The 22951-nt window shown below is 63.2% G+C and carries 24 protein-coding genes; 13 read left to right on the top strand and 11 right to left on the bottom strand.

Annotated elements, in window-relative coordinates:
• Window positions 1-7: 7 nt before the first annotated feature.
• Window positions 8-295, bottom strand: coding sequence for an Asp-tRNA(Asn)/Glu-tRNA(Gln) amidotransferase subunit GatC (gene gatC, locus ABMD26_RS06845; RefSeq protein ID WP_122741448.1), 288 nt, complete (start codon window positions 293-295; stop codon window positions 8-10).
• Window positions 296-500: 205 nt separating this feature from the next.
• Here gatC and mreB point away from each other — a divergent pair, with 205 nt between their 5' ends.
• The 7 genes from mreB to tldD all read left to right on the top strand — a co-directional run bounded on the left by mreB (window position 501) and on the right by tldD (window position 10926).
• Window positions 501-1538: a rod shape-determining protein MreB gene (gene mreB, locus ABMD26_RS06840; RefSeq protein ID WP_008371426.1), complete on the top strand. Its 1038-nt coding sequence runs from the start codon at window positions 501-503 to the stop codon at window positions 1536-1538.
• A 166-nt stretch (window positions 1539-1704) separates the two neighbouring features.
• Entirely contained in the window at window positions 1705-2718 is a 1014-nt protein-coding gene (mreC, locus tag ABMD26_RS06835; RefSeq protein ID WP_502948333.1) for a rod shape-determining protein MreC, read from the top strand.
• A complete protein-coding gene (gene mreD, locus ABMD26_RS06830) occupies window positions 2718-3206 on the top strand; it encodes a rod shape-determining protein MreD (RefSeq protein ID WP_049860564.1) in 489 nt (162 codons plus the stop codon). Before mreC ends, mreD begins: the two co-directional genes overlap by 1 nt.
• A 36-nt stretch (window positions 3207-3242) precedes the next feature.
• Entirely contained in the window at window positions 3243-3830 is a 588-nt protein-coding gene (locus ABMD26_RS06825) for a Maf family protein (RefSeq protein WP_192065130.1), read from the top strand.
• Window positions 3831-3891: 61 nt separating this feature from the next.
• Window positions 3892-5349, top strand: coding sequence for a ribonuclease G (rng, locus tag ABMD26_RS06820; RefSeq protein ID WP_134722520.1), 1458 nt, complete (start codon window positions 3892-3894; stop codon window positions 5347-5349).
• 64 nt (window positions 5350-5413) lie between these two features.
• Window positions 5414-9229: a YhdP family protein gene (locus ABMD26_RS06815; RefSeq protein WP_354308712.1), complete on the top strand. Its 3816-nt coding sequence runs from the start codon at window positions 5414-5416 to the stop codon at window positions 9227-9229.
• 254 nt (window positions 9230-9483) lie between these two features.
• Window positions 9484-10926 carry a metalloprotease TldD gene (tldD, locus tag ABMD26_RS06810; protein WP_049860568.1) on the top strand — a complete coding sequence of 481 codons (1443 nt, stop codon included), beginning with the start codon at window positions 9484-9486 and terminating at the stop codon, window positions 10924-10926.
• Window positions 10927-10967: 41 nt separating this feature from the next.
• Here tldD and yjgA read toward each other — a convergent pair whose 3' ends face one another.
• The gene (gene yjgA / locus ABMD26_RS06805) at window positions 10968-11489 is read right to left on the bottom strand and encodes a ribosome biogenesis factor YjgA (RefSeq protein WP_090356475.1); all 522 of its coding nucleotides are present in this window, start codon (window positions 11487-11489) and stop codon (window positions 10968-10970) included.
• 108 nt (window positions 11490-11597) lie between these two features.
• Between yjgA and pmbA the strand changes: the two genes are divergently transcribed.
• The 6 genes from pmbA (at window position 11598) to ABMD26_RS06775 (ending at window position 16826) form a co-directional block, all read left to right on the top strand.
• The gene (gene pmbA, locus ABMD26_RS06800; protein ID WP_354308709.1) at window positions 11598-12944 is read left to right on the top strand and encodes a metalloprotease PmbA; all 1347 of its coding nucleotides are present in this window, start codon (window positions 11598-11600) and stop codon (window positions 12942-12944) included.
• A 118-nt stretch (window positions 12945-13062) separates the two neighbouring features.
• Window positions 13063-13458, top strand: coding sequence for a hypothetical protein (locus ABMD26_RS06795; protein ID WP_043186681.1), 396 nt, complete (start codon window positions 13063-13065; stop codon window positions 13456-13458).
• Window positions 13451-14827: a class II fumarate hydratase gene (locus ABMD26_RS06790; RefSeq protein WP_122741453.1), complete on the top strand. Its 1377-nt coding sequence runs from the start codon at window positions 13451-13453 to the stop codon at window positions 14825-14827. Before ABMD26_RS06795 ends, ABMD26_RS06790 begins: the two co-directional genes overlap by 8 nt.
• A gap of 30 nt (window positions 14828-14857) precedes the next feature.
• Window positions 14858-15310, top strand: a complete 453-nt coding sequence (locus tag ABMD26_RS06785) for a DUF2753 family protein (protein WP_134722526.1) — start codon at window positions 14858-14860, stop codon at window positions 15308-15310.
• A gap of 2 nt (window positions 15311-15312) precedes the next feature.
• Window positions 15313-15924 (top strand): superoxide dismutase, encoded by a 612-nt coding sequence (locus ABMD26_RS06780; RefSeq protein ID WP_049860574.1) that lies wholly within the window; start codon window positions 15313-15315, stop codon window positions 15922-15924.
• A gap of 8 nt (window positions 15925-15932) precedes the next feature.
• Window positions 15933-16826, top strand: a complete 894-nt coding sequence (locus tag ABMD26_RS06775) for a ZIP family metal transporter (protein ID WP_049860575.1) — start codon at window positions 15933-15935, stop codon at window positions 16824-16826.
• A 70-nt stretch (window positions 16827-16896) separates the two neighbouring features.
• Here the strand turns inward: ABMD26_RS06775 and ABMD26_RS06770 are convergent, their stop codons facing one another.
• The 9 genes from ABMD26_RS06770 to ABMD26_RS06730 form a co-directional block, all read right to left on the bottom strand.
• Window positions 16897-17169, bottom strand: a complete 273-nt coding sequence (locus ABMD26_RS06770) for an HPr family phosphocarrier protein (RefSeq protein WP_134722527.1) — start codon at window positions 17167-17169, stop codon at window positions 16897-16899.
• A gap of 16 nt (window positions 17170-17185) precedes the next feature.
• Window positions 17186-18043 carry an RNase adapter RapZ gene (gene rapZ / locus ABMD26_RS06765; protein ID WP_354308705.1) on the bottom strand — a complete coding sequence of 286 codons (858 nt, stop codon included), beginning with the start codon at window positions 18041-18043 and terminating at the stop codon, window positions 17186-17188.
• A gap of 2 nt (window positions 18044-18045) precedes the next feature.
• Entirely contained in the window at window positions 18046-18510 is a 465-nt protein-coding gene (gene ptsN, locus ABMD26_RS06760; RefSeq protein ID WP_122741458.1) for a PTS IIA-like nitrogen regulatory protein PtsN, read from the bottom strand.
• 12 nt (window positions 18511-18522) lie between these two features.
• On the bottom strand, window positions 18523-18831 hold the full coding sequence (gene hpf, locus ABMD26_RS06755; protein WP_049860579.1) for a ribosome hibernation-promoting factor, HPF/YfiA family: 309 nt from the start codon (window positions 18829-18831) through the stop codon (window positions 18523-18525).
• A gap of 78 nt (window positions 18832-18909) precedes the next feature.
• Window positions 18910-20403 (bottom strand): RNA polymerase factor sigma-54, encoded by a 1494-nt coding sequence (locus ABMD26_RS06750; protein ID WP_122741459.1) that lies wholly within the window; start codon window positions 20401-20403, stop codon window positions 18910-18912.
• Between the two features lie 163 nt (window positions 20404-20566).
• The gene (lptB, locus tag ABMD26_RS06745; protein WP_043186715.1) at window positions 20567-21292 is read right to left on the bottom strand and encodes an LPS export ABC transporter ATP-binding protein; all 726 of its coding nucleotides are present in this window, start codon (window positions 21290-21292) and stop codon (window positions 20567-20569) included.
• Entirely contained in the window at window positions 21292-21837 is a 546-nt protein-coding gene (gene lptA / locus ABMD26_RS06740) for a lipopolysaccharide transport periplasmic protein LptA (protein ID WP_056845022.1), read from the bottom strand. Before lptA ends, lptB begins: the two co-directional genes overlap by 1 nt.
• Window positions 21824-22396: an LPS export ABC transporter periplasmic protein LptC gene (gene lptC / locus ABMD26_RS06735; RefSeq protein ID WP_049860583.1), complete on the bottom strand. Its 573-nt coding sequence runs from the start codon at window positions 22394-22396 to the stop codon at window positions 21824-21826. The genes lptA and lptC overlap by 14 nt, the downstream gene beginning before the upstream one ends.
• A gap of 8 nt (window positions 22397-22404) precedes the next feature.
• Window positions 22405-22941 (bottom strand): KdsC family phosphatase, encoded by a 537-nt coding sequence (locus ABMD26_RS06730; RefSeq protein WP_354311801.1) that lies wholly within the window; start codon window positions 22939-22941, stop codon window positions 22405-22407.
• Window positions 22942-22951 lie beyond the last annotated feature (10 nt).

Genomic DNA, 22951 nt, shown 5'->3' with positions numbered 1-22951 from the left:
TTTCCCTTTACTCGATGACTTTCGGAACCAGGTACAGGCCGTTCTCGACCGCCGGCGCGACGGCCTGGTAGGCGTCGCGCTGGTTGCGTTCGGTCACCTGATCGGCGCGCAGCCGCTGGCTGGCTTCCAGTGGGTGGGCCAGGGGTTCGATGCCGCGGGTGTCGACCGCTTGCATCTGGTCGACCAGGCCCAGAATGCTGTTCAGTGCTTCGATGGTGCGTGGCAGATCGGCGTCATTCAGGCCCAGACGAGCCAGGTGAGCGATCTTTTCCACGTCGCAGCGTTCAAGCGCCATGGGGGTCTCCGGTGGAAAATGAAATACGGCAGAGCCGTGGTTTTGGGGAACACAATCGCACTTCTGCGGTCATATGGCCGCGATCGAGTGCAGGCGTGCCCGGAAAAACAGCCAATTTAACATATTGGCGCCTTGCCCAAAATCCCCGCCGTTGTTAGAGTTTGCCGCACTTTTTTACCCACGCGTTGCCTAGGGTCCTTTTCCCATGTTCAAGAAACTGCGTGGCATGTTTTCCAGCGATCTTTCCATCGACCTGGGCACTGCCAACACCCTTATTTACGTGCGTGAGCGCGGTATCGTTCTGAATGAGCCATCGGTTGTGGCCATTCGGACCCACGGTAATCAGAAAAGTGTCGTTGCGGTCGGTACCGAAGCCAAGCGCATGCTCGGTCGTACCCCCGGCAACATCGCCGCCATTCGCCCCATGAAGGACGGCGTCATCGCCGACTTCAGCGTCTGCGAAAAGATGCTGCAATATTTCATCAACAAGGTGCACGAAAACAGCTTCCTGCAGCCCAGCCCGCGCGTGCTGATCTGTGTGCCTTGCAAGTCCACCCAGGTGGAGCGTCGTGCCATTCGTGAATCGGCGCTCGGCGCCGGTGCCCGCGAAGTGTTCCTGATCGAAGAGCCCATGGCGGCCGCCATCGGTGCCGGTTTGCCGGTCGAGGAAGCACGCGGTTCGATGGTCGTCGACATCGGCGGTGGTACCACCGAAATCGCCCTTATCTCGCTCAATGGCGTGGTCTACGCCGAGTCCGTCCGCGTGGGCGGCGACCGCTTCGACGAAGCCATCGTCACCTACGTGCGTCGCAACTACGGCAGCCTGATCGGCGAATCCACCGCCGAGCGTATCAAGCAGGAAATCGGCACCGCCTACCCGGGCGGCGAAGTGCGTGAAGTCGACGTGCGCGGCCGCAACCTGGCCGAGGGCGTGCCACGTGCCTTCACCCTGAATTCCAACGAAGTGCTCGAGGCTCTGCAGGAGTCTCTGGCCACGATCGTGCAGGCGGTCAAGAGCGCACTGGAGCAGTCGCCTCCCGAGCTGGCTTCTGACATCGCCGAGCGCGGCCTGGTGCTGACCGGTGGTGGCGCGCTGCTGCGCGACCTCGACAAGCTGCTGGCCCAGGAAACCGGCCTGCCGGTGATCGTCGCCGAAGACCCGCTCACGTGCGTGGCTCGTGGTGGCGGTCGTGCCCTGGAAATGATGGACAAGCACACCATGGATCTGCTCTCCAGCGAGTAACTTCGCGGGAAAGATTCCTGGGGTCGTTTACAGGTAGCGTCTTCGATGCTACCTGTATGCGTCCTGTACTTTCGATCCGGGCCGGTTTGCCGTCACATGAATGACCACATGAACATTTGCCTGGGAGGAGCGGCTTATTAAACCGCTTTTCACCAAGGGCCCCTCACTGGGCGTGCGCCTGTTGGTGCTGGTCGTGCTGTCGGTCGCGCTGATGGTGGTCGACGCGCGCTTCACCCTGCTCAAGCCCGTGCGCAGCGAAATGTCGCTGGTGCTGATGCGTGCCTATTGGGTCACCGATCTGCCCCAGCGGCTCTATGAAGGCGTTGCCAGCCAGTTTGGCAGCCGCACCGAGTTGTTGGCCGAAAACGAGAAGCTCAAGACCGAAGCCCTGTTGTTGCAGGGTCGCCTGCAAAAGCTGGCGGCGCTGACCGAACAGAACGTGCGCCTGCGCGAGTTGCTCAACTCCTCGGCGCTGGTGAACGAAAAGGTCGAGGTCGCCGAGCTGATTGGCATGGACCCGAACCCGTTCACCCATCGCATCCTGATCAACAAGGGCGAACGCGACGGCGTGGTGCTCGGCCAGCCGGTGCTCGATGCACGCGGCCTGATGGGGCAGGTGGTCGAACTGATGCCCTACACCTCGCGTGTGCTGCTGCTCACCGACACCACCCACAGCATCCCGGTGCAGGTCAACCGCAACGGCCTGCGCGCTATCGCCAGCGGCACGGGGAATCCCGAACGCCTGGAACTGCGCCATGTGGCCGATACCGCCGACATCAAGGAAGGCGACCTGCTGGTCAGCTCGGGCCTGGGTCAGCGTTTCCCGGCCGGCTACCCGGTGGCCACGGTCAAGGAAGTCATCCACGACTCCGGCCAGCCGTTCGCCATCGTTCGCGCCGTGCCGACCGCCGCCCTGAACCGTAGCCGCTACCTGTTGCTGGTGTTCAGCGACAGCCGGTCGCCGGAGCAGCGCGCCACCGAGGCCGCGCAGGCTCAGGAAGCCGCCGATCGCCAAGGCGCGGCACCCGAAGCCAGCACTTCGACCACGCCAACCACGGCGCCGGCTGCCGCTGCACCCGCCACACCCGCGCACAGCACAGCACCGGCCGCCACCCCCGCGCACACCACCCCGGCGACGCCTTCGCGGTCCGCGCCGGCTACAACACGGGAGAGGCAATAATGGTGGGTACTCGCTCGCGCAATGGCTGGGTCATCTGGGTGACCTTCGTCGTCGGCCTGTTGCTCTGCGTGTCGCCGATGCCGCAGTTCATGGAAGTATTGCGGCCGCTGTGGCTGGCCCTGCTGCTGGCCTACTGGACGCTCTCGGTACCGCACAAGGTGGGCATGACCACCGCCTGGGTCCTGGGGCTGGCGCAGGACGTGCTGTTCGGCACGCTGCTTGGGCAGAATGCGCTCATCCTCAGCCTCATCACCTTTCTCATCCTGTCCCTGGCCCAGCGCATGCGCATCTTCCCGATGTGGCAGCAGAGCCTGGTCATCCTCGTGGTCTTCGGCCTGGCGCAGTTGGTCCAGCTGTGGCTGAGCGCCTTGACCGGCAACCGTCAACCTACCCTGGCCCTGCTGCTGCCTGCGCTGATGAGCGCTTTGCTCTGGCCGTGGGTCAGCTACCTGCTGCGCGGCTTGCGCAAGCGCCTGGGCATCAACTGACGGGCCCGTGCGCGGCCCGACGCGGAGACGCCTCGCATGTCTACCCTGTACCTGGCTTCCAGCTCGCCGCGACGGCGTGAACTGCTGACGCAGATCGGCGTCCCGTTCACCGTGGTCAAGGCACCCATCGACGAAACGCCGCAGGCCGGTGAAGGCAGCTTTGCCTACGTACAACGCATGGCCGAAGAAAAGGCTCGCGCCGGCTGGGAGTCGCTGCCGCAGCCAGGCAGCGGTCATGTGCTGGGCGCAGACACGGCGGTCATCGCTCAAGGCCACATTCTCGGCAAGCCGCGCGACGAGGCCGATGCCTTGGCGATACTGGCGTTGTTGTCCGGCAGCACTCACGAGGTGATCACCACCGTGGCGCTGTTCGACGGTGCCCGCATGGACACCTGCACAGCGTCGGCGCGGGTCACCTTCCGCCCCATTGACGAGGCCGAGGCCCGTGCCTATTGGGCCAGCGGCGAGCCGGCGGACAAGGCGGGCGGTTATGGCATTCAGGGTCTGGGTGCAATATTCGTAGAAAAGCTCGAAGGCAGTTATTCTGCCGTCGTCGGTCTGGGTTTGTTCGAAACCGCGGCGCTGCTGCAACGCAACGGCATCGCCTGCTGGCAAGCGTCCTGAGAAGGGCCTTGCGGGCGCGTCATCGCCACTACAATAAAGACACCAGGAACGAGACCCAGCCATGAGCGAAGAGATTCTGATCAACATCACGCCGATGGAATCGCGCGTGGCCGTGGTGGAAAACGGTGTCCTGCAAGAGGTGCATGTCGAGCGCACCCAGCGTCGCGGCATCGTCGGCAATATCTACAAGGGCAAGGTCGTGCGCGTGCTGCCCGGCATGCAGGCCGCCTTCATCGACATCGGCCTGGACCGCGCCGCGTTCATCCATGCCTCGGAAATCTCCCTGCGCGAAGGCTCGAGCCTGGAAACCATCAGCGCCCTGGTCCATGAAGGACAAAGCCTGGTGGTGCAGGTCACCAAGGACCCGATCGGTTCCAAGGGCGCACGCCTGACCACCCAGCTGTCGATCCCTTCGCGCTACCTGGTGTACATGCCGCGCACCCGGCACGTCGGCATTTCCCTGAAGATCGAAGACGAGAACGAGCGTGAACGCCTGAAGAAGGTGGTGGCCGACTGCGTCGAGAAAGAAGGGATCCAGGAAGTCGGCGGGTTCATCCTGCGCACCGCTGCCGACGGCGCCGGTGCCGAGGAAATCCTCATGGACATCCGCTATCTGCGCCGTCTGTGGGACCAGATCAACGCGCAGATCCAGACCGTCGGCGCCCCGACGGAAATCTACGAAGACCTGGGCCTGGCCCTGCGCACCCTGCGCGACCTGGTCAATCCGAAGATCGAGAAGATCCGCATCGACTCCCGGGAAACCTTCCAGAAGACCACCCAGTTCGTTGCCGAGCTGATGCCCGAAATCGCCGACCGTCTGGAGCATTATCCCGGCGAGCGGCCGATCTTCGATCTGTACGGTGTGGAGGACGAGATCCAGCGCGCCCTGGACCGCAAGGTGCCGCTCAAGTCCGGCGGCTATCTGGTGGTGGACCCGGCCGAGGCGATGACCACCATCGACGTCAACACCGGCGCTTTCGTCGGTCACCGCAACCTCGAAGAAACCATCTTCAAGACCAATCTGGAAGCGGCCACCGCCATTGCCCGGCAACTGCGCCTGCGCAACATCGGCGGGATCATCATCATCGACTTCATCGATATGGAAGATGAGGAGCATCAGCGCCAGGTTCTGCGCACCCTGGAGAAGCAGCTGGAACGCGACCACGCCAAGACCAACATCATCGGTATCACCGAGCTGGGTCTGGTGCAGATGACCCGCAAGCGCACCCGGGAAAGCCTCGAGCAGGTGCTGTGCGAACCCTGCATTTGCTGCCAGGGCCGTGGCAAGCTGAAGACGCCCGAGACAGTGTGTTACGAGATTTTTCGCGAGATCCTGCGCGAGGCCCGTGCCTATCAGGCCGAAGGCTATCGTGTGCTGGCCAATCAGAAAGTGGTCGACCGTCTGCTCGACGAAGAATCCGGCAACGTGGCCGAACTGGAAGCGTTCATCGGACGAACCATTCGCTTCCAGGTCGAGTCCATGTATTCCCAGGAACAATATGATGTGGTGCTGCTCTGAAACGGCCAGTGGAACGATTCTCGACCTTTAGGGCTGACACGGTACATCGCCGGAGCATGCCTGCATGGTCCGTGTGAGTGCTGCGCTCGGGGGCGTAATCCGTTGGGCCCTGGCACTGTGCGCGGTGCTGCTGGTGTTGCTGGCGCTCTATGTCAGCCTGGGTCGGCAGTTGATTCCCTTGGTGGCCGAGTACGACGCGCAGATCGAGGCGCGTGCCAGCGAGGCGCTGGGCATGCCGGTGCGCATCGGCAGCCTGGAGGGCCGCTGGAACCGTCTGGCGCCAGTGCTGCTGATTCATGATGTGCAGGTGGGCGAGGGCAGCAACGCGTTGCGCCTCGATCAGGTCAAGGTGGTACCGGACCTGTGGGGCAGCCTGTTGGCGCGTGCGGTGCGCATTGCCCATCTCGAGCTGGGCGGCGTACAGCTCAGCGCCGTCGAGGACGCCACGGGCAAGTGGTCGATCAAGGGCGTGCCCCAGCAACCGGATCAGGCCTTCGACGTGCAGCGCACGTTGCAGCAGATGCAACAGGTCGAGCAGTTGTCGGTGCTCGACAGTCAGTTGACCCTGCAACCCTACGAGCACGATCCACTGACCCTCACCTATGTCGGCCTGAGTCTGCGCACCGGTGACGAGCGGCAGCGTCTGGACCTGCGCCTGCACCTGCCCGACGGCCAGCCGCTGGCGCTGAACATCAAGGCCCAGGTGCGCGCTGAACACTGGCGCGACGGCCGCGCCCAGGCCTACGCGAATCTGCCGCAGAGCGACTGGGCAAAGTGGCTGCCAAGCCGCTACACCCAGGGTTGGAAGCTTGACCAGCTCAAGGCGGGGGGCGAGGTTTGGGTGGACTGGGCAGACGCCAATGTCCAGCGAGCCGTGGTTCAACTCGATGCGCCGGCGTTCAAGGGCGCCTATGGCGACCACAAGCCGTACACCATCGCCGATCTCACGCTGAAGGCGTGGATGCAGCGCAACACCGACGGTTTCGACGTGAACCTGGGGACCCTCGCCATGACGCTGGACGGCAAGCCGTGGCAGAGCCATATGGCGCTGCAGCAGCGCGCGGCAACGCCGTCGAGCCAGGAGCAGTGGCGTGTGCAAGCCGACCGTCTCGACCTGACCCCGATCACGCCACTGCTCGACGCGCTGGCACCCCTGCCTAAACAGGTGGCGGCCATCGTCAATGGCCTGAACTTCACTGGCGTGGTGCGCAACCTTTCCCTCGACGTTCGTCCCAAGGCCACGGGTGCCGAGCGCCTGAGCTACGCTGCGAACCTGGAGAATGTCGGCTTCGATGCCTACTACGGTGCGCCAGCTGCGGATAATGTCAGTGGCAGTTTGATTGGCGACATTGGCCAAGGCGAACTGCGTCTGGACAGTGACAAGTTCATGCTGCACCTGAGCCCCATCTTCGAAAAGCCCTGGCATTACCTCAAGGCCAACGCCCGGCTGAACTTCAAGCTCGATGATCACGCTTTCACCTTGATCGCGCCGGCCATTCGTGTGCTGGGCGAGGAGGGCAAGATCGCTGCCGATTTTCTCATTCGCCTGCCGTTGCATCACGAGGCCGAGCCCTACATGGACCTGCGGGTTGGCCTGGTCGACGGCGATGGCGCCTACACCAGCAAATACCTGCCCAAGGTGCTCAGCCCGTCGGTCGACCAGTGGCTGCGTACGGCGATCAAACGCGGCGCGGTCGACCAGGGTTACTTCCAGTACCAAGGCTCGCTGGCCAGCGCAGCCGAGGCCCATTCGCGCAGCATTACCCTGTTTTTCAAGGTTCATGACGTGACCCTGGCCTTCCAGCCCGGCTGGCCGGAAGCGCGCAAGGTCGCAGGCAATGTCTACATCCAGGACGGCGACGTGCGCATCCTGGCTGACCGTGGGCAGATTCTCGACACCAAGGTCAGCGACGTTGCGGTCAGCGTGCCCCACGTGCCGGTCGGTCAGGACAGCCACTTGTTCGTGAACGGCAATTTCGACGGCGGCCTGGCTGACGGATTGAAGATCCTGCAGACCGCCCCAATCGGTACCGCCGACATCTTCGCTGGCTGGCAAGGCGAGGGCCCGCTCAAGGGCAAGCTGGAACTCGACATCCCGCTGGTCAAGGGGCACGAGCCCAAGGTGGTGGTCGACTTCAGTACCCGTGTGGCGCGTCTGAAGATCAAGTCGCCGGAGCTTGCGCTGAGTCAACTGGGCGGGACATTCCGTTTTGACTTCGACAAGGGCCTGAGTGGCGAGGGCGTCACGGCCCAGGCCTTCGATCAGCCGGTCAAGGCGCAGATCCTGGCCGAGGGCAAGCCGGGCGCGCCGTTGACGCGCATCGTCGCCGACAGCCAGATCCCGGTGAAACGCCTGGTCGACTGGTTGCAGGTCAAGCAGGCCGTGCCGGCGTCCGGCGATATCGCCTACCAGTTGCAGCTCAAGCTGGGCAGCGACAGCCAGCTTCGCGTCGACTCCGACCTCAAGGGCGTCGACATCGATTTGCCCGCACCCTTTGGCAAAGCGCGTTCCGTGGCCCGTCCCACGGCCTTTGTGATGAACCTGCAAGGCCGTGAGCGTCGCTTCGATGTTACCTACGCCGACATCGCCAGCTTCGCCTACGCCGCGCCGCCCAACGACCTGGGCAGCGGTCGCGGCGAATTGCTGGTCGGCGCCGGCACGCCGCAGCTTCCTGCGACCCAGGGCCTGCGAGTGCGTGGCGCGTTGCAGACCCTGGACCTGGAGCCGTGGCAGCAGCAGGCCGAGAACTACACGGGCGGCAATCCGAGTGGCACCGCCAGCCAGATCATCAATGCCGTCGACCTGCAGATCGGCACGCTCAAGGGGTTCGGCCAGCAACTCGACCAGGCGCGGGTACAGCTCAACCGCAGCCGCAGCGCCTGGCACCTCGCCGTGGCCAGCCAGCAAATCACTGGCAGGGTCGATGTACCCGATGGCAAGGCGACCCCGATCGATGTCGACCTCGACACCGTGCGCTTGCCGCCGGTCGATCCGAACGCGGTCAAGGCGGACAACCCGGTCGAGACGCCCGATCCCCTGGCCAATGTCGATCCGCGCAAGATACCGGCGGTCAATGTCAGGATTCGCCAACTGTTGCAGGGTCCAGAACCGGTCGGCAGTTGGTCGCTGAAGCTGCGCCCGACCGCCCGGGGTGTCGCCCTCAATGACCTCGACCTGGGGCTCAAGGGCTTGATGCTGCACGGTGCGGCGACTTGGGAAGGCGCCCCCGGAGCGTCCAGCACCTGGTTCCGCGGACGGCTGCAGGGCAAGAACCTGGCCGACGTGCTCCAGGCCTGGAAATTCGCGCCCACCGTGACCAGCGAATCGTTCCACCTGGATGCCGACGGACGCTGGCCGGGTTCACCGGCCTGGGTGGGGCTCAAGCGTTTTTCCGGCAACCTGGACGCGACCCTGCGTGACGGCCAGTTCGTCGAAGTTGAAGGCGGTGCCCAGGCCCTGCGCGTGTTCGGTCTGCTCAACTTCAATGCGATCGGTCGCCGCCTGCGCCTGGATTTCTCCGATGTGCTGGGCAAGGGTTTGAGCTACGATCGAGTCAAGGGCCTGCTGGTGGCCAGCGAAGGGGTGTACGTGACGCGAACCCCGATCACCCTGCGCGGCCCCAGCACCGACATCGATCTGGACGGTACCCTGGACATGGTTCGCGACGGCGTCAACGCCAAGGTGCAGGTCGCCTTGCCGATCACCAACAGCCTGCCGCTGGCTGCGGTCCTGGTGGGCGCGCCGGTGGTCGGCGGCGCCCTGTTCGTGGTGAACAAGCTGCTCGGCGACCGCGTGGCGCGCTTTGCCAGTGTGCAGTACCGCATCGAGGGTTCGTGGAAGGATCCGCAGATGACCCTGGTCAAGCCTTTCGGTGGCTGAAGGTGCGGTTGCCTTGTCTGTGTATCGGACGGCTGGGCCAGGCCGGGTATTGAAAACGTGTCGGGGCGGACGCATGTAGTGTTCATCCGTCACCGACACCCGCATTGCGCGCGTCGCCCCAGGCGACTCGCGAGCATCCATTTGCGCAGACCGCCTCGCGGCCTGCGAGCACCTACTGACGCAGCGCCGCCAAGCGAACTGCGAGCACCTATCCCGCAGCGCGCGACGCGCCCTGCGAACAGCGCGGAGTAAATATGAGCCAGATGTTATCCACCGTCAGCGACCACCTGCTGGCCCCCGGCGGCCTCACGCTCGACAGCCTGCAATCGGTGCTGGGCGAGTTGGCCGGCCCGGGCATCGACGCGGCCGACCTGTATTTCCAGGGTCAGATTTCCGAGTCCTGGGCGCTGGAAGACGGCATCGTCAAGGAAGGCAGTTTCAACCTCGACCAAGGCGTGGGCGTACGCGCCCAGTCCGGGGAAAAAACCGGCTTCGCCTACAGCAACGCGATCACCCAGGATGCGCTGGTCCAAGCCGCGCGGGCGGCGCGCTCGATCTCCCGCGCCGGCCAGAATGGCCGTGTGCAGGCCTTCAGCAGTCCGGTGGTCAGCCAGCTGTACGGTCCGGACAACCCACTGGAAGTGCTTACCCGCGCTGAAAAAGTCGACCTGCTCAAGCGTGTCGATGCCGCCACCCGCGCACTGGACCCCCGTATTCAGCAAGTCACCGTGAGTATGGCCGGGGTCTGGGAACGGATTCTGGTCGCGGCCGCTGATGGCAGCCTGGCGGCGGACGTGCGGCCACTGGTGCGTTTCAACGTCAGTGTCATCGTCGAGCACAACGGTCGTCGCGAGCGCGGTGGCCATGGCGGCGGTGGACGTACCGACTACCGCTATTTCCTCGCCGAGGACCGCGCCATGGGCTATGCCCGCGAGGCGCTACGTCAGGCTCTGGTCAACGTCGAAGCGGTGGCGGCACCGGCGGGCACCATGCCCGTGGTGATGGGCGCCGGCTGGTCTGGCGTGTTGCTGCACGAAGCGGTCGGGCATGGTCTGGAAGGCGATTTCAACCGAAAGGGCAGTTCGGCCTACAGCGGTCGCGTCGGTGAAAAGGTGGCGTCAAGCCTGTGCACCATCGTCGACGATGGCACGCTGGCCGGGCGTCGCGGCTCTCTGAGCGTCGATGACGAAGGTACGCCGACCCAGTGCACCACCTTGATCGAAAATGGCGTGCTCAAGGGCTACATGCAGGACAAGCTCAATGCGCGGCTGATGGGCGTCGCCGCCACCGGCAACGGTCGTCGCGAATCCTATGCGCACCTGCCCATGCCGCGCATGACCAACACCTACATGCTGGCGGGCGAGAGCGATCCGGCCGAGATCATCGCTTCGGTGAAGAAAGGCATCTACTGCGCCAACCTTGGCGGTGGACAGGTGGATATCACCAGCGGCAAGTTCGTCTTCTCGACCAGCGAAGCCTACCTGATCGAAGACGGCAAGATCACCACGCCAGTCAAGGGCGCGACGTTGATCGGCAATGGTCCGGAAGCGATGAGCAAGGTGTCGATGGTCGGCAACGATCTGGCGCTGGACAGTGGCGTGGGCACCTGTGGCAAAGATGGCCAGTCGGTACCGGTCGGTGTCGGCCAGCCCACCTTGAAGATCGATGCGATCACGGTGGGCGGTACCGGCGCCTGAAGCGGATGACGGGCAAGCCGGACGGCCTGCCCGCGGGCCTGTCAGCGCAGGCCGCGTTGGGTTTCGTCCAGCTCGCGGATGTACTTGAAGATCTTGCGCGTGGTAGCGGGCGGCTTGTTGTGAGCCGTTTCGTGCTGGGCCTGGCGAACCAGGTTGCGCAGGTGCTGGCGGTCGGTTTCCGGGTACTCGGCGAAGAACGCTTCCAGCACCTGGTCCGGGCCTGCGACCAACCGATCGCGCCAACGCTCCAGGTTGTGGAAACGTTCGTTGTACTGCCGGGTGGAGGCGTCCAGTTGATCGAGCAGCACCAGAATCGCCTCGACGTCCTGGTCGCGCATCAGCTTGCCGATGAACTGGATGTGACGTTTGCGCGCGATGTGCGCCGTGTGCTTGGAGGCGTCGCCCAGTGCCCGCCGCAGAGCGTCGGTCAGGGGCAGGCGATCGAGCATGTCCGGCTTGAGCGTGGTGAGCCGCTCGCCCAGATCGGTCAGCGCATGCAGTTCGCGCTTGACCTGAGTTTTGCTTTTTCCCTCGTCGAGGGAGTCGTCGTAAGAATCAACCATGGGGGCCGTCCGCAAATAAACGCCGCCATGATAACCAGTCGGGGGCCGCTTGTCTGGCCCGGCCGCAGATCGGCCCGCGCCGAAACCCGAATTTGAGTGGAGAACACCATGAACGCACCCCAGAGCGTCGGCCCGCAGGCACTGCCCGTCCTGCAGGAGCAAGTGCAGCAGATCATCGATGAAGCCAAACGCCAGGGCGCCAGTGCCTGTGAAGTGGCGGTTTCGCTGGAGCAGGGCCTGTCCACGTCGGTGCGTCAACGCGAGGTCGAAACCGTCGAATTCAACCGCGACCAGGGCTTTGGCATCACGCTGTACGTTGGCCAGCGCAAGGGCTCGGCGAGCACCTCGGCCAGCGGTCCACAGGCCATTCGCGAAACCGTCGCCGCGGCGCTGGCAATCGCCAAACACACGTCCGAAGATGAAAGTTCGGGCCTGGCCGACGCCGCCCTGATGGCGCGCGAGCAGCCGGACTTCGACCTTTACCACGCCTGGGACATCACGCCCGAGCAGGCCATCGAAAAGGCCCTGGCCTGCGAAGCGGCCGCCTTCGATGCCGAACCCCTGATCAAGAACGCCGACGGCACCACGCTCAACACCCATCAGGGCTGCCGCGTGTACGGCAACAGCCATGGTTTCATCGGCGGCTATGCGTCGACCCGGCACAGCTTGAGCTGCGTGATGATCGCCGAAGCCAACGGGCAGATGCAGCGTGACTATTGGTACGACGTCAATCGTCAGGGCGAATTGCTCGCCGATCCCGTCGCCATCGGCCAGCGCGCCGCGCAGCGGGCTGCGGCCCGATTGGGCGCGCGTCCGGTGCCGACCTGCGAGGTACCGGTGCTGTTTTCGGCCGAGCTGGCCGGGGGCTTGTTCGGCAATTTCCTGGCCGCCGTTTCCGGTGGCAACCTGTATCGCAAATCCTCCTTCCTGGAAGGGGCGATGGAGCAGCGCCTGTTCCCCGAGTGGCTGACCCTGGACGAGCGTCCGCACCTGATGCGTGCCATGGGCAGCGCAGCGTTCGACGGCGATGGTCTGGCCACCTACGCCAAGCCGTTCGTGGAGAACGGTGAACTGGTTTCCTATGTGCTGAGCACCTATTCGGGGCGCAAGCTGGGCCTGCCCAGCACCGCCAACTCCGGCGGCGTGCACAACCTGTTCGTGACCCACGGCGACGAAGACCAGAAAGCGCTGCTGCGGCGCATGGGACGTGGCTTGCTGGTCACCGAGCTGATGGGCCACGGCCTGAACATGGTCACCGGCGACTACTCGCGCGGTGCTGCCGGATTCTGGGTCGAAAATGGCGAGATCCAGTTTCCGGTTCAGGAAGTGACCATTGCCGGCAATATGCGCGACATGTTCAAACAGATCGTCGCCGTGGGTAACGATCTGGAGCTGCGCAGCAACATTCGCACAGGCTCGGTCCTGATCGAGCGCATGACGGTCGCCGGCAGCTGATCCTACTGCCGGTCCGTCGCGGCCGGCACGGTTTGCAGCACAGGTGCCCACATGGGCGCTTGTGTTGATTCTCAATATCAATCAATAATAAAACTCATTCCGGCAAAAAGGTGCGCCGATGAGTTCTGCCGTTCACGAATTCGCCCATCTCGAAAACTGGCATTGGCTCGGCCTGCAAATCCGCTGCGCGCTCGCGCCCGACGAGCCGCGACTCATCGAACACTACCTCGCCCAAGGCCGCTATCTGGCGCGCTTTACCCCGACTTCTTCATGGTCCGTGGCTCACGGCACCTTTCGTCTGATGCTCGCCACAGCCCTCGATCAAGCCCTGCCGTGGCATTGGCGCAGCCTGTGTCTGGACCAAGCCTGGCGGCCCTTGCGTGACCTGCGCAATTGCGCGGCACAGCCAGCCCAGGTCCGCCAGTGGCAGGACTGCGCCCACCAACTGGCGCGCTGCGAGCTGCTGCCTTCGATTCCTCTCACTGATCTGCTGCAAGGATATTGCGATGAGTAACACCCGTATCGAGCGTGACAGCATGGGCGAACTGCAGGTACCGGAGGCCGCCTTGTATGGCGCCCAGACCCAGCGGGCCGTCGACAACTTTCCGATCAGCCGGCAGCGCATGCCGACCCAGTTCATCCGCGCGCTGATCCTGGCCAAGGCCGCCGCCGCCAAGGCGAACGTCGAGCTTGCGCAGATCAGCGCCGGCCAGGGCGATGCCATCGTGCGTGCCTGCGAGCAGCTACTGGCCGACGACTTCATGCAGCACTTTCCGGTCGACATCTACCAGACCGGCTCCGGCACCAGCTCCAACATGAACGCCAACGAGGTCATCGCGACCCTGGCGGGGCGCCTTGTCGACGAGCCGGTCAATCCCAACGACCATGTCAACTGCGGCCAGAGCAGCAACGACATCATTCCCACCAGCATTCACGTGAGCGCCGCCCTGGCCCTGCACGAACAACTGCTGCCTGCGCTGCGGCATCTGGTGCAGGTCACCCAGGCCAAGGCCGAGCAGGTTCACGTCTTCGTCAAGACCGGCCGCACGCACCTGATGGATGCCATGCCGGTGCGCATGAGCCAGGTGCTGCATGGCTGGGCTGCGCAGATCCAGGCCAACATCGACCACCTGCAAGCGCTGCAGCCTGCCTTGCAGGCGTTGGCACAGGGCGGGACGGCGGTGGGCACCGGGATCAACGCGCATCCCGAGTTCGCCCGGCGTTTCTGTCATCACCTAGGCGAGCTGACCGGTGTCGAGTTCACCCAAGGCGACAACCTGTTCGCCTTGATCGGCTCCCAGGACACCGCAGTGTCCGTGTCCGGCCAGCTCAAGGGCACCGCCGTCACCCTGATGAAGATCGCCAACGACCTGCGCTGGATGAACTCCGGGCCACTGGCCGGCCTGGGTGAAATCGAACTCGAGGCCCTGCAGCCGGGTTCCTCGATCATGCCGGGCAAGGTCAACCCAGTGATTCCCGAGGCGACCGCCATGGTGGCGGCGCAGGTCATCGGCAATGACGCGGCGATCGCCATCGCCGGTCAGTCCGGCAATTTCGAGCTCAATGTGATGCTGCCGATCATCGCCCACAACCTGCTGTCCAGCATCGAACTGATGGCCAATGCCAGTCGTCTGCTGGGCGACAAGGCGATCGCGACGTTCAAGGTCAATGAGGCCAAGCTCAAGGAAGCGCTCGCGCGTAACCCGATTCTGGTGACCGCACTCAATCCGATCATCGGATATCAGCAGGCTGCCCAGATTGCCAAGCTAGCCTACAAGGAAGGTCGGCCGATCATCGACGTCGCGCTGGAGCACACCGACCTGAGCCGCGAGCAGCTCAGCGACCTGCTCGACCCGGAAAAGCTCACTGCCGGCGGTATCTGACCGCTCGGCGACTGCTGGGAGACCTGCGCCATGCAGCACTGGAAACGTATCACGGAGACGGCCAACGCCTGCTTTGTCCGGGGCGAGCTGATCGATGCGCGCGAGCACTACCTGCAAGCCCTGGCGTGGGCTCAGGTGCTGTTCGAGCGTTGGGCGGATGTCGACGAAGCGGTGGCCGCGTGCGTCATTTCCCATCACAACCTAGCTGACCTGCATCTGCAGCTGCATCAACCCGAAGAAAGCGCCGAATACCTGTGCGCCATCCATGAACGCTTGTTGCGTGCGACGCAGGACCCTCGGCTGCAGCCAGCGTTGCGCGATGCGGCCCTGCGTCACGCCGGCAAGACCTACGCCGAGCTGCTCGGCTTCACTCGCCAGCATGGCGAATACCCCCGTACCCACCGGTTGCTGTGTGGCGCCGCCGACATCGACGTCGCGCCAGCGGTCACGCAATCCGATCACCTTCCCTACGGAGTTCACTGAAAATGCCCTATACCTTGCCCGCCCTGTCGTATGCCTATGACGCCCTGGAGCCGCACATCGATGCCGCGACCATGGAGATCCACCACACCAAGCATCACCAGACCTACATCACCAACGTCAACGCCGCCATAGAAGGTACCGAGTACGCCGAATGGCCGGTGGAAAAGCTGGTGGCCTCGGTCAAGCAGCTGCCGGAAAACCTGCGTGGCGCCGTTACCAATCACGGTGGCGGACATGCCAACCACAGCCTGTTCTGGGAAGTCATGTCGCCCAATGGCGGCGGTCAGCCCCAAGGCAGCGTTGCCCAGGCCATCGATGCCGAACTGGGCGGGTTCGACGCCTTCAAGGAAGCGTTCACCAAAGCTGCCCTGAGTCGCTTCGGCAGCGGCTGGGCCTGGCTCAGCGTCACGCCGGAGAAGAAGCTGGTCGTGGAGAGCAGCGGTAACCAGGACAGCCCGTTGATGAATGGCAACACGCCCATCCTGGGGCTCGATGTCTGGGAGCATGCCTACTACCTCAAGTATCAGAACCGTCGGCCTGAATACATCAACGCGTTCTACAACGTGGTCGACTGGGCCAATGTCGAGAAGCGCTACCAAGCCGCGTTGAGCTGAGTCTGGCCATGGGATCACAGACCTTCGCGCTGGCCAGTGTTCGCCGTTTTCGTCTGGCACTGGGCACGGTGTTGCTGCTGGCCGGCGCAGCCCTGCTGGTGGGCGAGCTGCTGGACTGGCTCGACCTCGAACCGCGCATCCTGCGCGCGCTCGAGGGCGGTGCCATCTGCGCCTTGGGCACCGCCCTGGGCGCGGTTCCGGTACTGGTCATCCGCAGCATGCCCGTCGCGGTGGCCGATACATTGCTGGGTTTCGGTGCCGGCGTGATGCTCGCCGCCACCGCGTTCTCGCTGATCATCCCCGGCTTGGATGCGGCAGCGGCGATCGGCTTCTCGCGCTGGGGTGCCGGCGCCCTGATGAGCCTGGGCATCATGTCCGGAGCTTTCTGCCTGTACCTGGTGGACAGGAGGGTATCCGGCGTTACCCCGGATTACCTGGTGGGCACCACGCAACAGCCAGTGATCCCGGCACGTATCTGGATCTTCGTGATCGCCATCATCGCTCACAACATCCCGGAGGGCATGGCCATCGGCGTTTCGGCAGGCGGCGGCATGCACGACGCCGACAGCCTGGCGATGGGCATTGCCTTGCAGGATGTGCCCGAGGGGCTGGTGATCGCATTGGTTCTGGCCGGGGCGGGGATGGCGCGCTACAAGGCCTTCCTGATCGGTGCCGCATCCGGGCTGGTGGAGCCGGTTTTCGCGGTACTGTGTGCCTGGCTGGTGCGTATGGGCGAGCTGTTGCTACCTTTGGGCCTGGCTTTCGCGGCTGGTGCGATGCTGCTGGTCGTGACCCACGAAATCATCCCCGAATCACGCAGCAACGGCCATCACAAGCTGGCAAGCCTGGGCCTGTGTGTCGGTTTCTGTCTGATGATGGTCATGGACACCGCACTGTCTTGAATCTGGTACCTGGGTGGTGGACGGCTCGATAGCCGCCACCCCGGTTCCAACGCTTGGCCGCTGGCTTGGCTTACTCGCCTTCGTCGAACTTGTCGTTGATCAACTTGACGATGGCGTCCAGCGCTTCCTGATCCTGCTCGCCTTCGGTGTGCAGGTGAATGGTGGTGCCTTTGCCGGCCGCCAACATCATCACACCCATGATGCTCTTGCCATCGACCAGTGACTCTGCCGTGCGACCCACACGCACCTGGCAGGGATAGCGTCCCGCCACACCGACGAATTTTGCGGCGGCGCGGGCGTGCAGGCCGAGCTTGTTGATGATTTCTACTTGGAGGGCGGGCATTGCGCAGGGGATCCTTTCAGCTGAGGTCGCGATGGCGAACCTGGACGTTCTTGAGCGACTGCTGCAGCAATCGGCCCAGGCGCTCGGTCAAGTATACCGAGCGATGATGCCCGCCTGTACAGCCAATGGCGATCGTCACGTAGGCGCGGCTGCTGGCAGCGAAGCGGGGCAGCCATTTGAGCAGGTAGGCAGCGATGTCCTGATACATCTCTTCGACGTCCGGCTGCGCTGCCAGGTATTCGGCGACCGGCGCATCGAGCCCGGACTGTTCGCGCAATTTCGGCTTCCAGTACGGGTTGGGCAGGCAGCGCACGTCGAACACCAGGTCGGCGTCTATCGGCATGCCACGCTTGAAACCGAACGATTCCACCAGAAACGCGGTGCCCGGCTCGGGCTTGTTCAGCAGCCGCACCTTGATGGCGTCGCGTAACTGGTAGAGGTTGAGGCTGGTGGTGTTGATCTTGAGATCGGCCAGGTCGACGATGGGCCCGAGCAGATCGCTTTCCACCCGGATGGCTTCGGCCAGTGAGCGGTTGCTGTTGCTCAACGGGTGTCGACGTCGGGTCTCGGAGAAGCGCTTGAGCAGCGTTTCTTCGTCGGCGTCCAGGTACAGAACATCGCATTGGATGTGCTTGGCGCGCATTTCAGCCAGTAACTGCGGAAAGCGTGACAGATGGCTGGGCAGATTACGCGCATCGATCGATACCGCCACCTGGGGCTGCGCCAGTTCGGTGTGGATCAACGCACGCTCGGCCAGTTCCGGCAGCAGCCCAGCCGGCAAGTTATCGATGCAATAGAAACCGTTGTCTTCGAGAACATCCAGGGCAGTGCTCTTGCCTGAGCCTGAGCGACCACTGACGATGATCAAACGCATGGTTAACGACCGTTCTGTTCGTCCAGTACCACTTGGTACAAGGCTTGATTGCTGGGCGCCGAACGCAGTCTTTCGCGCACTTCCTTGCGATCGAGCATGCTGGCGATCTGGCGGAGCAATTCCAGGTGCGCATCGGTGGCCGCTTCGGGCACCAGAAGCACGAATAGCAGGTCGACGGGAGCGCCATCGATTGCGTCGTAGTCGATCGGCGCGCTCAGGTGAACGAGGGCACTGACCGGCGTATCGCAGCCTTTGAGTCGGCAATGCGGTATGGCGATGCCATTACCAAATCCGGTGGAGCCCAGTTTTTCACGGGCAATGAGCGCTTCGAACACGGTCTGGGTGTTGAGCGATGGCACTTCACGACCGATCAGGTTGGCGATCTCTTCGAGTGCTTTCTTCTTGCTGCCGCCCGGCACGTTCACGCATGAACGGCCGGGGGTCAGGATGGTTTCTAATCGGATCATGGGTGGGGAGTGTCAGCGAGCAGTCGCGCCTTGCAACAGACTCTGCTGTTTTTCCTTATGCTTTTTGAGTTGGCGATCCAGCTTGTCGGTAAGCAGATCGATGGCCGCGTACATGTCGTCATGTTCGGCGTTGGCAACCACCTCGCCACCGGGTATGCGCAGGGTGGCTTCGATTTTCTGTTTGAGCTTCTCGACCTCCATGATCACCTGAACGTTGGTGATCTTGTCGAAGTGGCGTTCGAGACGCTCGAGTTTTTCCCCGATGTAGGTTCGCAGGGGTTCGGTCACATCCAGTTGGTGTCCACTGATGTTGACTTGCATACCGCTTCTCCTTATTGCCATTGCATAAAGAAGCAGGCTTGGGTGCCTGCCACTGGAACGCTGTGGCACATCGCAGGGCTACATCAACCGCTTGCGTTCGCTGGACGGCGCAATCCCTAGGGACTCGCGATACTTGGCGACCGTTCGGCGGGCTACCTGGATGCCTTGTGCCTCCAGTAAACCAGCGATCTTGCTGTCACTCAACGGCTTTTTCTGATTTTCCGCGGCGACCAGTTTCTTGATGATCGCGCGGATCGCGGTGGAGGAGCATTCGCCCCCCTCGGAGGTGCTGACATGGCTGGAGAAAAAGTATTTCAGCTCGTAGATGCCACGCGGCGTGTGCATGTATTTCTGCGTGGTCACCCGTGAAATGGTCGACTCGTGCATACCCACTGCCTCGGCGATGTCGTGCAGCACCAGAGGCTTCATGGCCTCGTCGCCGTAATCGAGGAAGCCACGCTGATGCTCGACGATCTGGGTGGCGACCTTCATCAGGGTCTCGTTGCGGCTTTGCAGGCTCTTGATGAACCAGCGCGCTTCCTGGAGCTGGTTGCGCATGAAGGTGTTGTCGGCGCTGGTGTCGGCGCGACGCACGAAGCCGGCGTACTGAGGATTGACCCGCAGCCGCGGGACCGACTCCTGATTGAGCTCGACCAGCCAGCGGTCGTTGTCCTTGCGCACGATGACGTCGGGCACGACGTATTCGGGTTCGCTGGATTCGATCTGCGAGCCAGGCCGCGGGTTCAGGCTCTGCACCAGCTCGATGACCTGGCGCAGTTCGTCTTCCTTGAGCTTCATGCGCCGCATCAGCTGGCTGTAGTCACGCGAGCCCAGCATGTCGATGAAATCGCTCACCAAGCGCTGTGCTTCGGCCAGCCAACGGGTCTTGGCCGGTAGCTGGCGCAGTTGCAGCATCAGGCATTCGCTCAGGTCGCGGGCGCCGATGCCGGCCGGTTCGAACTGCTGGATGCGGTGCAGCACCGCCTCGATCTCGTCCAGTTCGATGTCCAGTTCAGGGTCGAACGAGTCGCAGATTTCCTGCAGCGTCTCGTCCAGATAACCCTGATTGTTGATGCAGTCGATGATGGTCACGGCGATCAGCCGATCGGTATCGGACATGGGCGCCAGGTTCAGCTGCCACAACAGGTGCGTCTGCAGGCTCTCGCCGACCGACGTGCGGGTGGTGAAGTCCCACTCGTCGTCATCGTTGCTCGGCAGGCTGCTGGCACTGGTCTGGTAGATGTCTTCCCAGGCCGTGTCGACGGGCAATTCGTTGGGGATGCGCTCGTTCCAGTCGCCTTCCTCGAGGTTGTCCACCGTCGGCGCAGACTCCTGGAAGCTCGGTTCCTGGATCTCCTGGGTCGGCTTCTGCTCGATGTTGTCGGCCAGCGGGTCGCTGTTGTCGAAGTCGTCGCCTTCTTCCTGGCGTTCGAGCATGGGATTGGATTCCAGCGCTTCCTGGATTTCCTGCTGGAGGTCCAGGGTCGATAGCTGGAGAAGGCGGATGGCCTGTTGCAACTGCGGTGTCATCGTCAGTTGCTGGCCCATACGTAGGACGAGCGATGGTTTCATGGCAGGAACTTAACACCTTGGTCGCCGGCGCGAAGCGCCTTCTACTACGGGTACCGAAGCACCCGGCTTATGTCGTAAGCAAATTATATGCCTGAAACCTGAGTGTTTGCCTAGGGCGCCATGAAAATTAATGCCCGCAGGAGGGCGACGGCGCCCTTGGGCCTTACAAGCGAAACTCGTGGCCCAGGTAGACTTCGCGGACCAGATCGTTGGCCAGGATGGTCTGGGCATCGCCTTCGGCGATCAACTGGCCATCGTTGACGATATAGGCCGTTTCACAGATATCCAGGGTCTCGCGGACGTTGTGGTCGGTGATCAATACGCCGATGCCCTTGGTCTTGAGGTGGTGGATGATCTGCTTGATGTCGCCGACCGAAATCGGGTCGACACCGGCGAAGGGTTCGTCGAGCAGGATGAACTTGGGCGCGGTGGCCAGTGCGCGTGCGATCTCCACGCGGCGGCGTTCACCACCCGAAAGGCTCATGCCCAGGTTGTCGCGAATGTGCGTGATGTGGAATTCCTGCAACAGGCCTTCGAGCTCGGCCAGGCGAGCCGTGGCGTCGAGCTCCTTGCGGGTTTCCAGGATGGCCATGATGTTGTCGGCCACCGACAGCTTGCGGAAGATCGAGGCTTCCTGCGGCAGGTAACCGATACCCGAACGGGCGCGGCCGTGCATCGGCTGGTGGCTGACGTCCAGGTCGTCGATGAGGACGCGGCCCTGATCGGCCTGGACCAGGCCGACGATCATGTAGAAGCAGGTGGTCTTGCCGGCACCGTTGGGGCCCAGCAGGCCGACGATCTGTCCGCTTTCGATGGACAGGCTCACGTCGCGTACGACTTGTCGGCTCTTGTAGCTCTTGGCCAGGTGCTGCGCTTTCAGGACTGCCATTACTGGGCCTTCTGCGGTGCGTCGGATTTCTTCTTGGGCTGGATCACCATGTCGATCCGCGGACGAGGCGTGGTGACCTTGCTGCCCGTGGCACGGCCGGCGTTGACCACCTGGCGCACCGTGTCATAGACGATCTTCTCGCCTTCGGAGGTGTTGCCGTCGTTGATGACCTTGGCCTTGTCGATCAGCACGATGCGGTTCTGCGCCGCGAAGTACTGGATGGTCACGCCGTAGGCCTGCACGATGGGCTTGTCCACCGCAGGTTTCTGCTCGTAATAGGCCAGGTTGCCGACGGCAGTGAACACGTCCACGTCGCCGGTGGCGTTGCGGGTGATGGTCACGGTGTTGCCGGTGATCTTCATCGACCCCTGGGTAATGATCACATTGCCCTTGTAGGTCGCCACACCCTGTTTGTCGTCGAGCTGGGCATCGTCGGACTGGATATGAATGGGCTGATCGCGGTCAGTGGGCAGTGCCCAGGCGCTCGCGCTTCCCAGTGCTGCGCTCAGGCCGAGCAAAAAGGGGAGGGTTTTAACGAGCCTCATACTGTCCTCTTACGTTGGACAGCAAGTTGATCTTGCTGTCATTCAGATACGCTTTCATGCCCTTGGCCGTCGACACGCCACCGGCGCCGTCGATTCTAACGTCTTGGTCGGTCTGCGCATATTGCTTCTGTGGGAAAACGGTCATGCGCGAGCTGGTGATCAGCGTGGCGCGACTCTTCTGGTCGGTGCGCGCGATGCGAACCGAATCGATCAGCTCGACCTGGCTGCCATCGGGATTGACCTCGCCACGGTCGCTGGTCACGTGCCATGGGTAGACAGTGCCGCGGTACAGCTGCATGTCGGGCTTGGTCAGCAAGGTCACCTGCGAGGTCTTGACGTGCTCGACCTTGTCGGCGGTCATGTCGTACTGCACGCCACCGTCGGGCAGGTACTGGCGAGCCTTCGCGTTGATAGCGTAGTAATCGATCTGGCTTTCGTCGACGGCTGCGGCTGGCTGGTCGAGGAAGCGCTCCGGACTTATGTCCCAGTAGCCGATGGCGGCGAACAGCAGCCCCAGCACACCCAGGATCACGATATTGCGGATTTTCTTGTTCAGCATGTCGGGCCCTACAGGTAGGCGGCGTGGGCCGCTTCGAGATTGCCTTGGGCGGCCAGGATCAGCTCGCAGAACTCGCGCGCTGCGCCCATGCCACCACTGGCCTGGGTCACGCCGTCGGCATGCTGGCGCACGAACGCATTGGCATTGGCCACGGCCATGCCCAGCCCCACCCGGCGAATCACCGGCAGGTCGGGCAGGTCGTCACCCAGATAGGCCACTTGCTCATAGCTCAGACCCAGTTCGGTGAGCAGACCATCGAGGACCACGAGTTTGTCTTCGCGGCCCTGGAAAAGATGAGCGATGCCCAGGTTGCGGGCGCGCCGCTCCACTACCGGACTGCTGCGGCCGGTGATGATCGCAGTGGTCACGCCGCTGTTGATGAGCATCTTGATGCCCTGCCCATCCAGCGTGCTGAAGCTCTTGAACTCGCTGCCGTCGGCCAGGAAATACAGACGGCCATCGGTCAGTACGCCATCGACGTCGAATACGGCCAGCTTGATGGCCTTGCCACGTTGCAGAAGCTCGCTGCTGCCAGTCTGGGTCATTGCGTCATTT

It is taken from the genome of Pseudomonas sp. PvP001 (assembly GCF_040546375.1).
In the GTDB taxonomy this organism is placed as follows: domain Bacteria; phylum Pseudomonadota; class Gammaproteobacteria; order Pseudomonadales; family Pseudomonadaceae; genus Aquipseudomonas; species Aquipseudomonas coleopterorum.
The sequence above is the reverse complement of the archived record's forward strand: the minus strand, read 5'-3'. Positions and strand labels throughout refer to the sequence as shown.

Coding starts and splice junctions, on each gene's coding strand:
- gatC (WP_122741448.1), bottom strand. CDS start 295: ATGGCGCTTGAACGCTGCGACGTGGAAAAGATCGCTCACCTGGCTCGT.
- mreB (WP_008371426.1), top strand. CDS start 501: ATGTTCAAGAAACTGCGTGGCATGTTTTCCAGCGATCTTTCCATCGAC.
- mreD (WP_049860564.1), top strand. CDS start 2,718: ATGGTGGGTACTCGCTCGCGCAATGGCTGGGTCATCTGGGTGACCTTC.
- ABMD26_RS06825 (WP_192065130.1), top strand. CDS start 3,243: ATGTCTACCCTGTACCTGGCTTCCAGCTCGCCGCGACGGCGTGAACTG.
- rng (WP_134722520.1), top strand. CDS start 3,892: ATGAGCGAAGAGATTCTGATCAACATCACGCCGATGGAATCGCGCGTG.
- ABMD26_RS06815 (WP_354308712.1), top strand. CDS start 5,414: ATGGTCCGTGTGAGTGCTGCGCTCGGGGGCGTAATCCGTTGGGCCCTG.
- tldD (WP_049860568.1), top strand. CDS start 9,484: ATGAGCCAGATGTTATCCACCGTCAGCGACCACCTGCTGGCCCCCGGC.
- yjgA (WP_090356475.1), bottom strand. CDS start 11,489: ATGGTTGATTCTTACGACGACTCCCTCGACGAGGGAAAAAGCAAAACT.
- pmbA (WP_354308709.1), top strand. CDS start 11,598: ATGAACGCACCCCAGAGCGTCGGCCCGCAGGCACTGCCCGTCCTGCAG.
- ABMD26_RS06795 (WP_043186681.1), top strand. CDS start 13,063: ATGAGTTCTGCCGTTCACGAATTCGCCCATCTCGAAAACTGGCATTGG.
- ABMD26_RS06790 (WP_122741453.1), top strand. CDS start 13,451: ATGAGTAACACCCGTATCGAGCGTGACAGCATGGGCGAACTGCAGGTA.
- ABMD26_RS06785 (WP_134722526.1), top strand. CDS start 14,858: ATGCAGCACTGGAAACGTATCACGGAGACGGCCAACGCCTGCTTTGTC.
- ABMD26_RS06780 (WP_049860574.1), top strand. CDS start 15,313: ATGCCCTATACCTTGCCCGCCCTGTCGTATGCCTATGACGCCCTGGAG.
- ABMD26_RS06775 (WP_049860575.1), top strand. CDS start 15,933: ATGGGATCACAGACCTTCGCGCTGGCCAGTGTTCGCCGTTTTCGTCTG.
- ABMD26_RS06770 (WP_134722527.1), bottom strand. CDS start 17,169: ATGCCCGCCCTCCAAGTAGAAATCATCAACAAGCTCGGCCTGCACGCC.
- rapZ (WP_354308705.1), bottom strand. CDS start 18,043: ATGCGTTTGATCATCGTCAGTGGTCGCTCAGGCTCAGGCAAGAGCACT.
- ptsN (WP_122741458.1), bottom strand. CDS start 18,510: ATGATCCGATTAGAAACCATCCTGACCCCCGGCCGTTCATGCGTGAAC.
- hpf (WP_049860579.1), bottom strand. CDS start 18,831: ATGCAAGTCAACATCAGTGGACACCAACTGGATGTGACCGAACCCCTG.
- ABMD26_RS06750 (WP_122741459.1), bottom strand. CDS start 20,403: ATGAAACCATCGCTCGTCCTACGTATGGGCCAGCAACTGACGATGACA.
- lptB (WP_043186715.1), bottom strand. CDS start 21,292: ATGGCAGTCCTGAAAGCGCAGCACCTGGCCAAGAGCTACAAGAGCCGA.
- lptA (WP_056845022.1), bottom strand. CDS start 21,837: ATGAGGCTCGTTAAAACCCTCCCCTTTTTGCTCGGCCTGAGCGCAGCA.
- lptC (WP_049860583.1), bottom strand. CDS start 22,396: ATGCTGAACAAGAAAATCCGCAATATCGTGATCCTGGGTGTGCTGGGG.
- ABMD26_RS06730 (WP_354311801.1), bottom strand. CDS start 22,941: ATGACCCAGACTGGCAGCAGCGAGCTTCTGCAACGTGGCAAGGCCATC.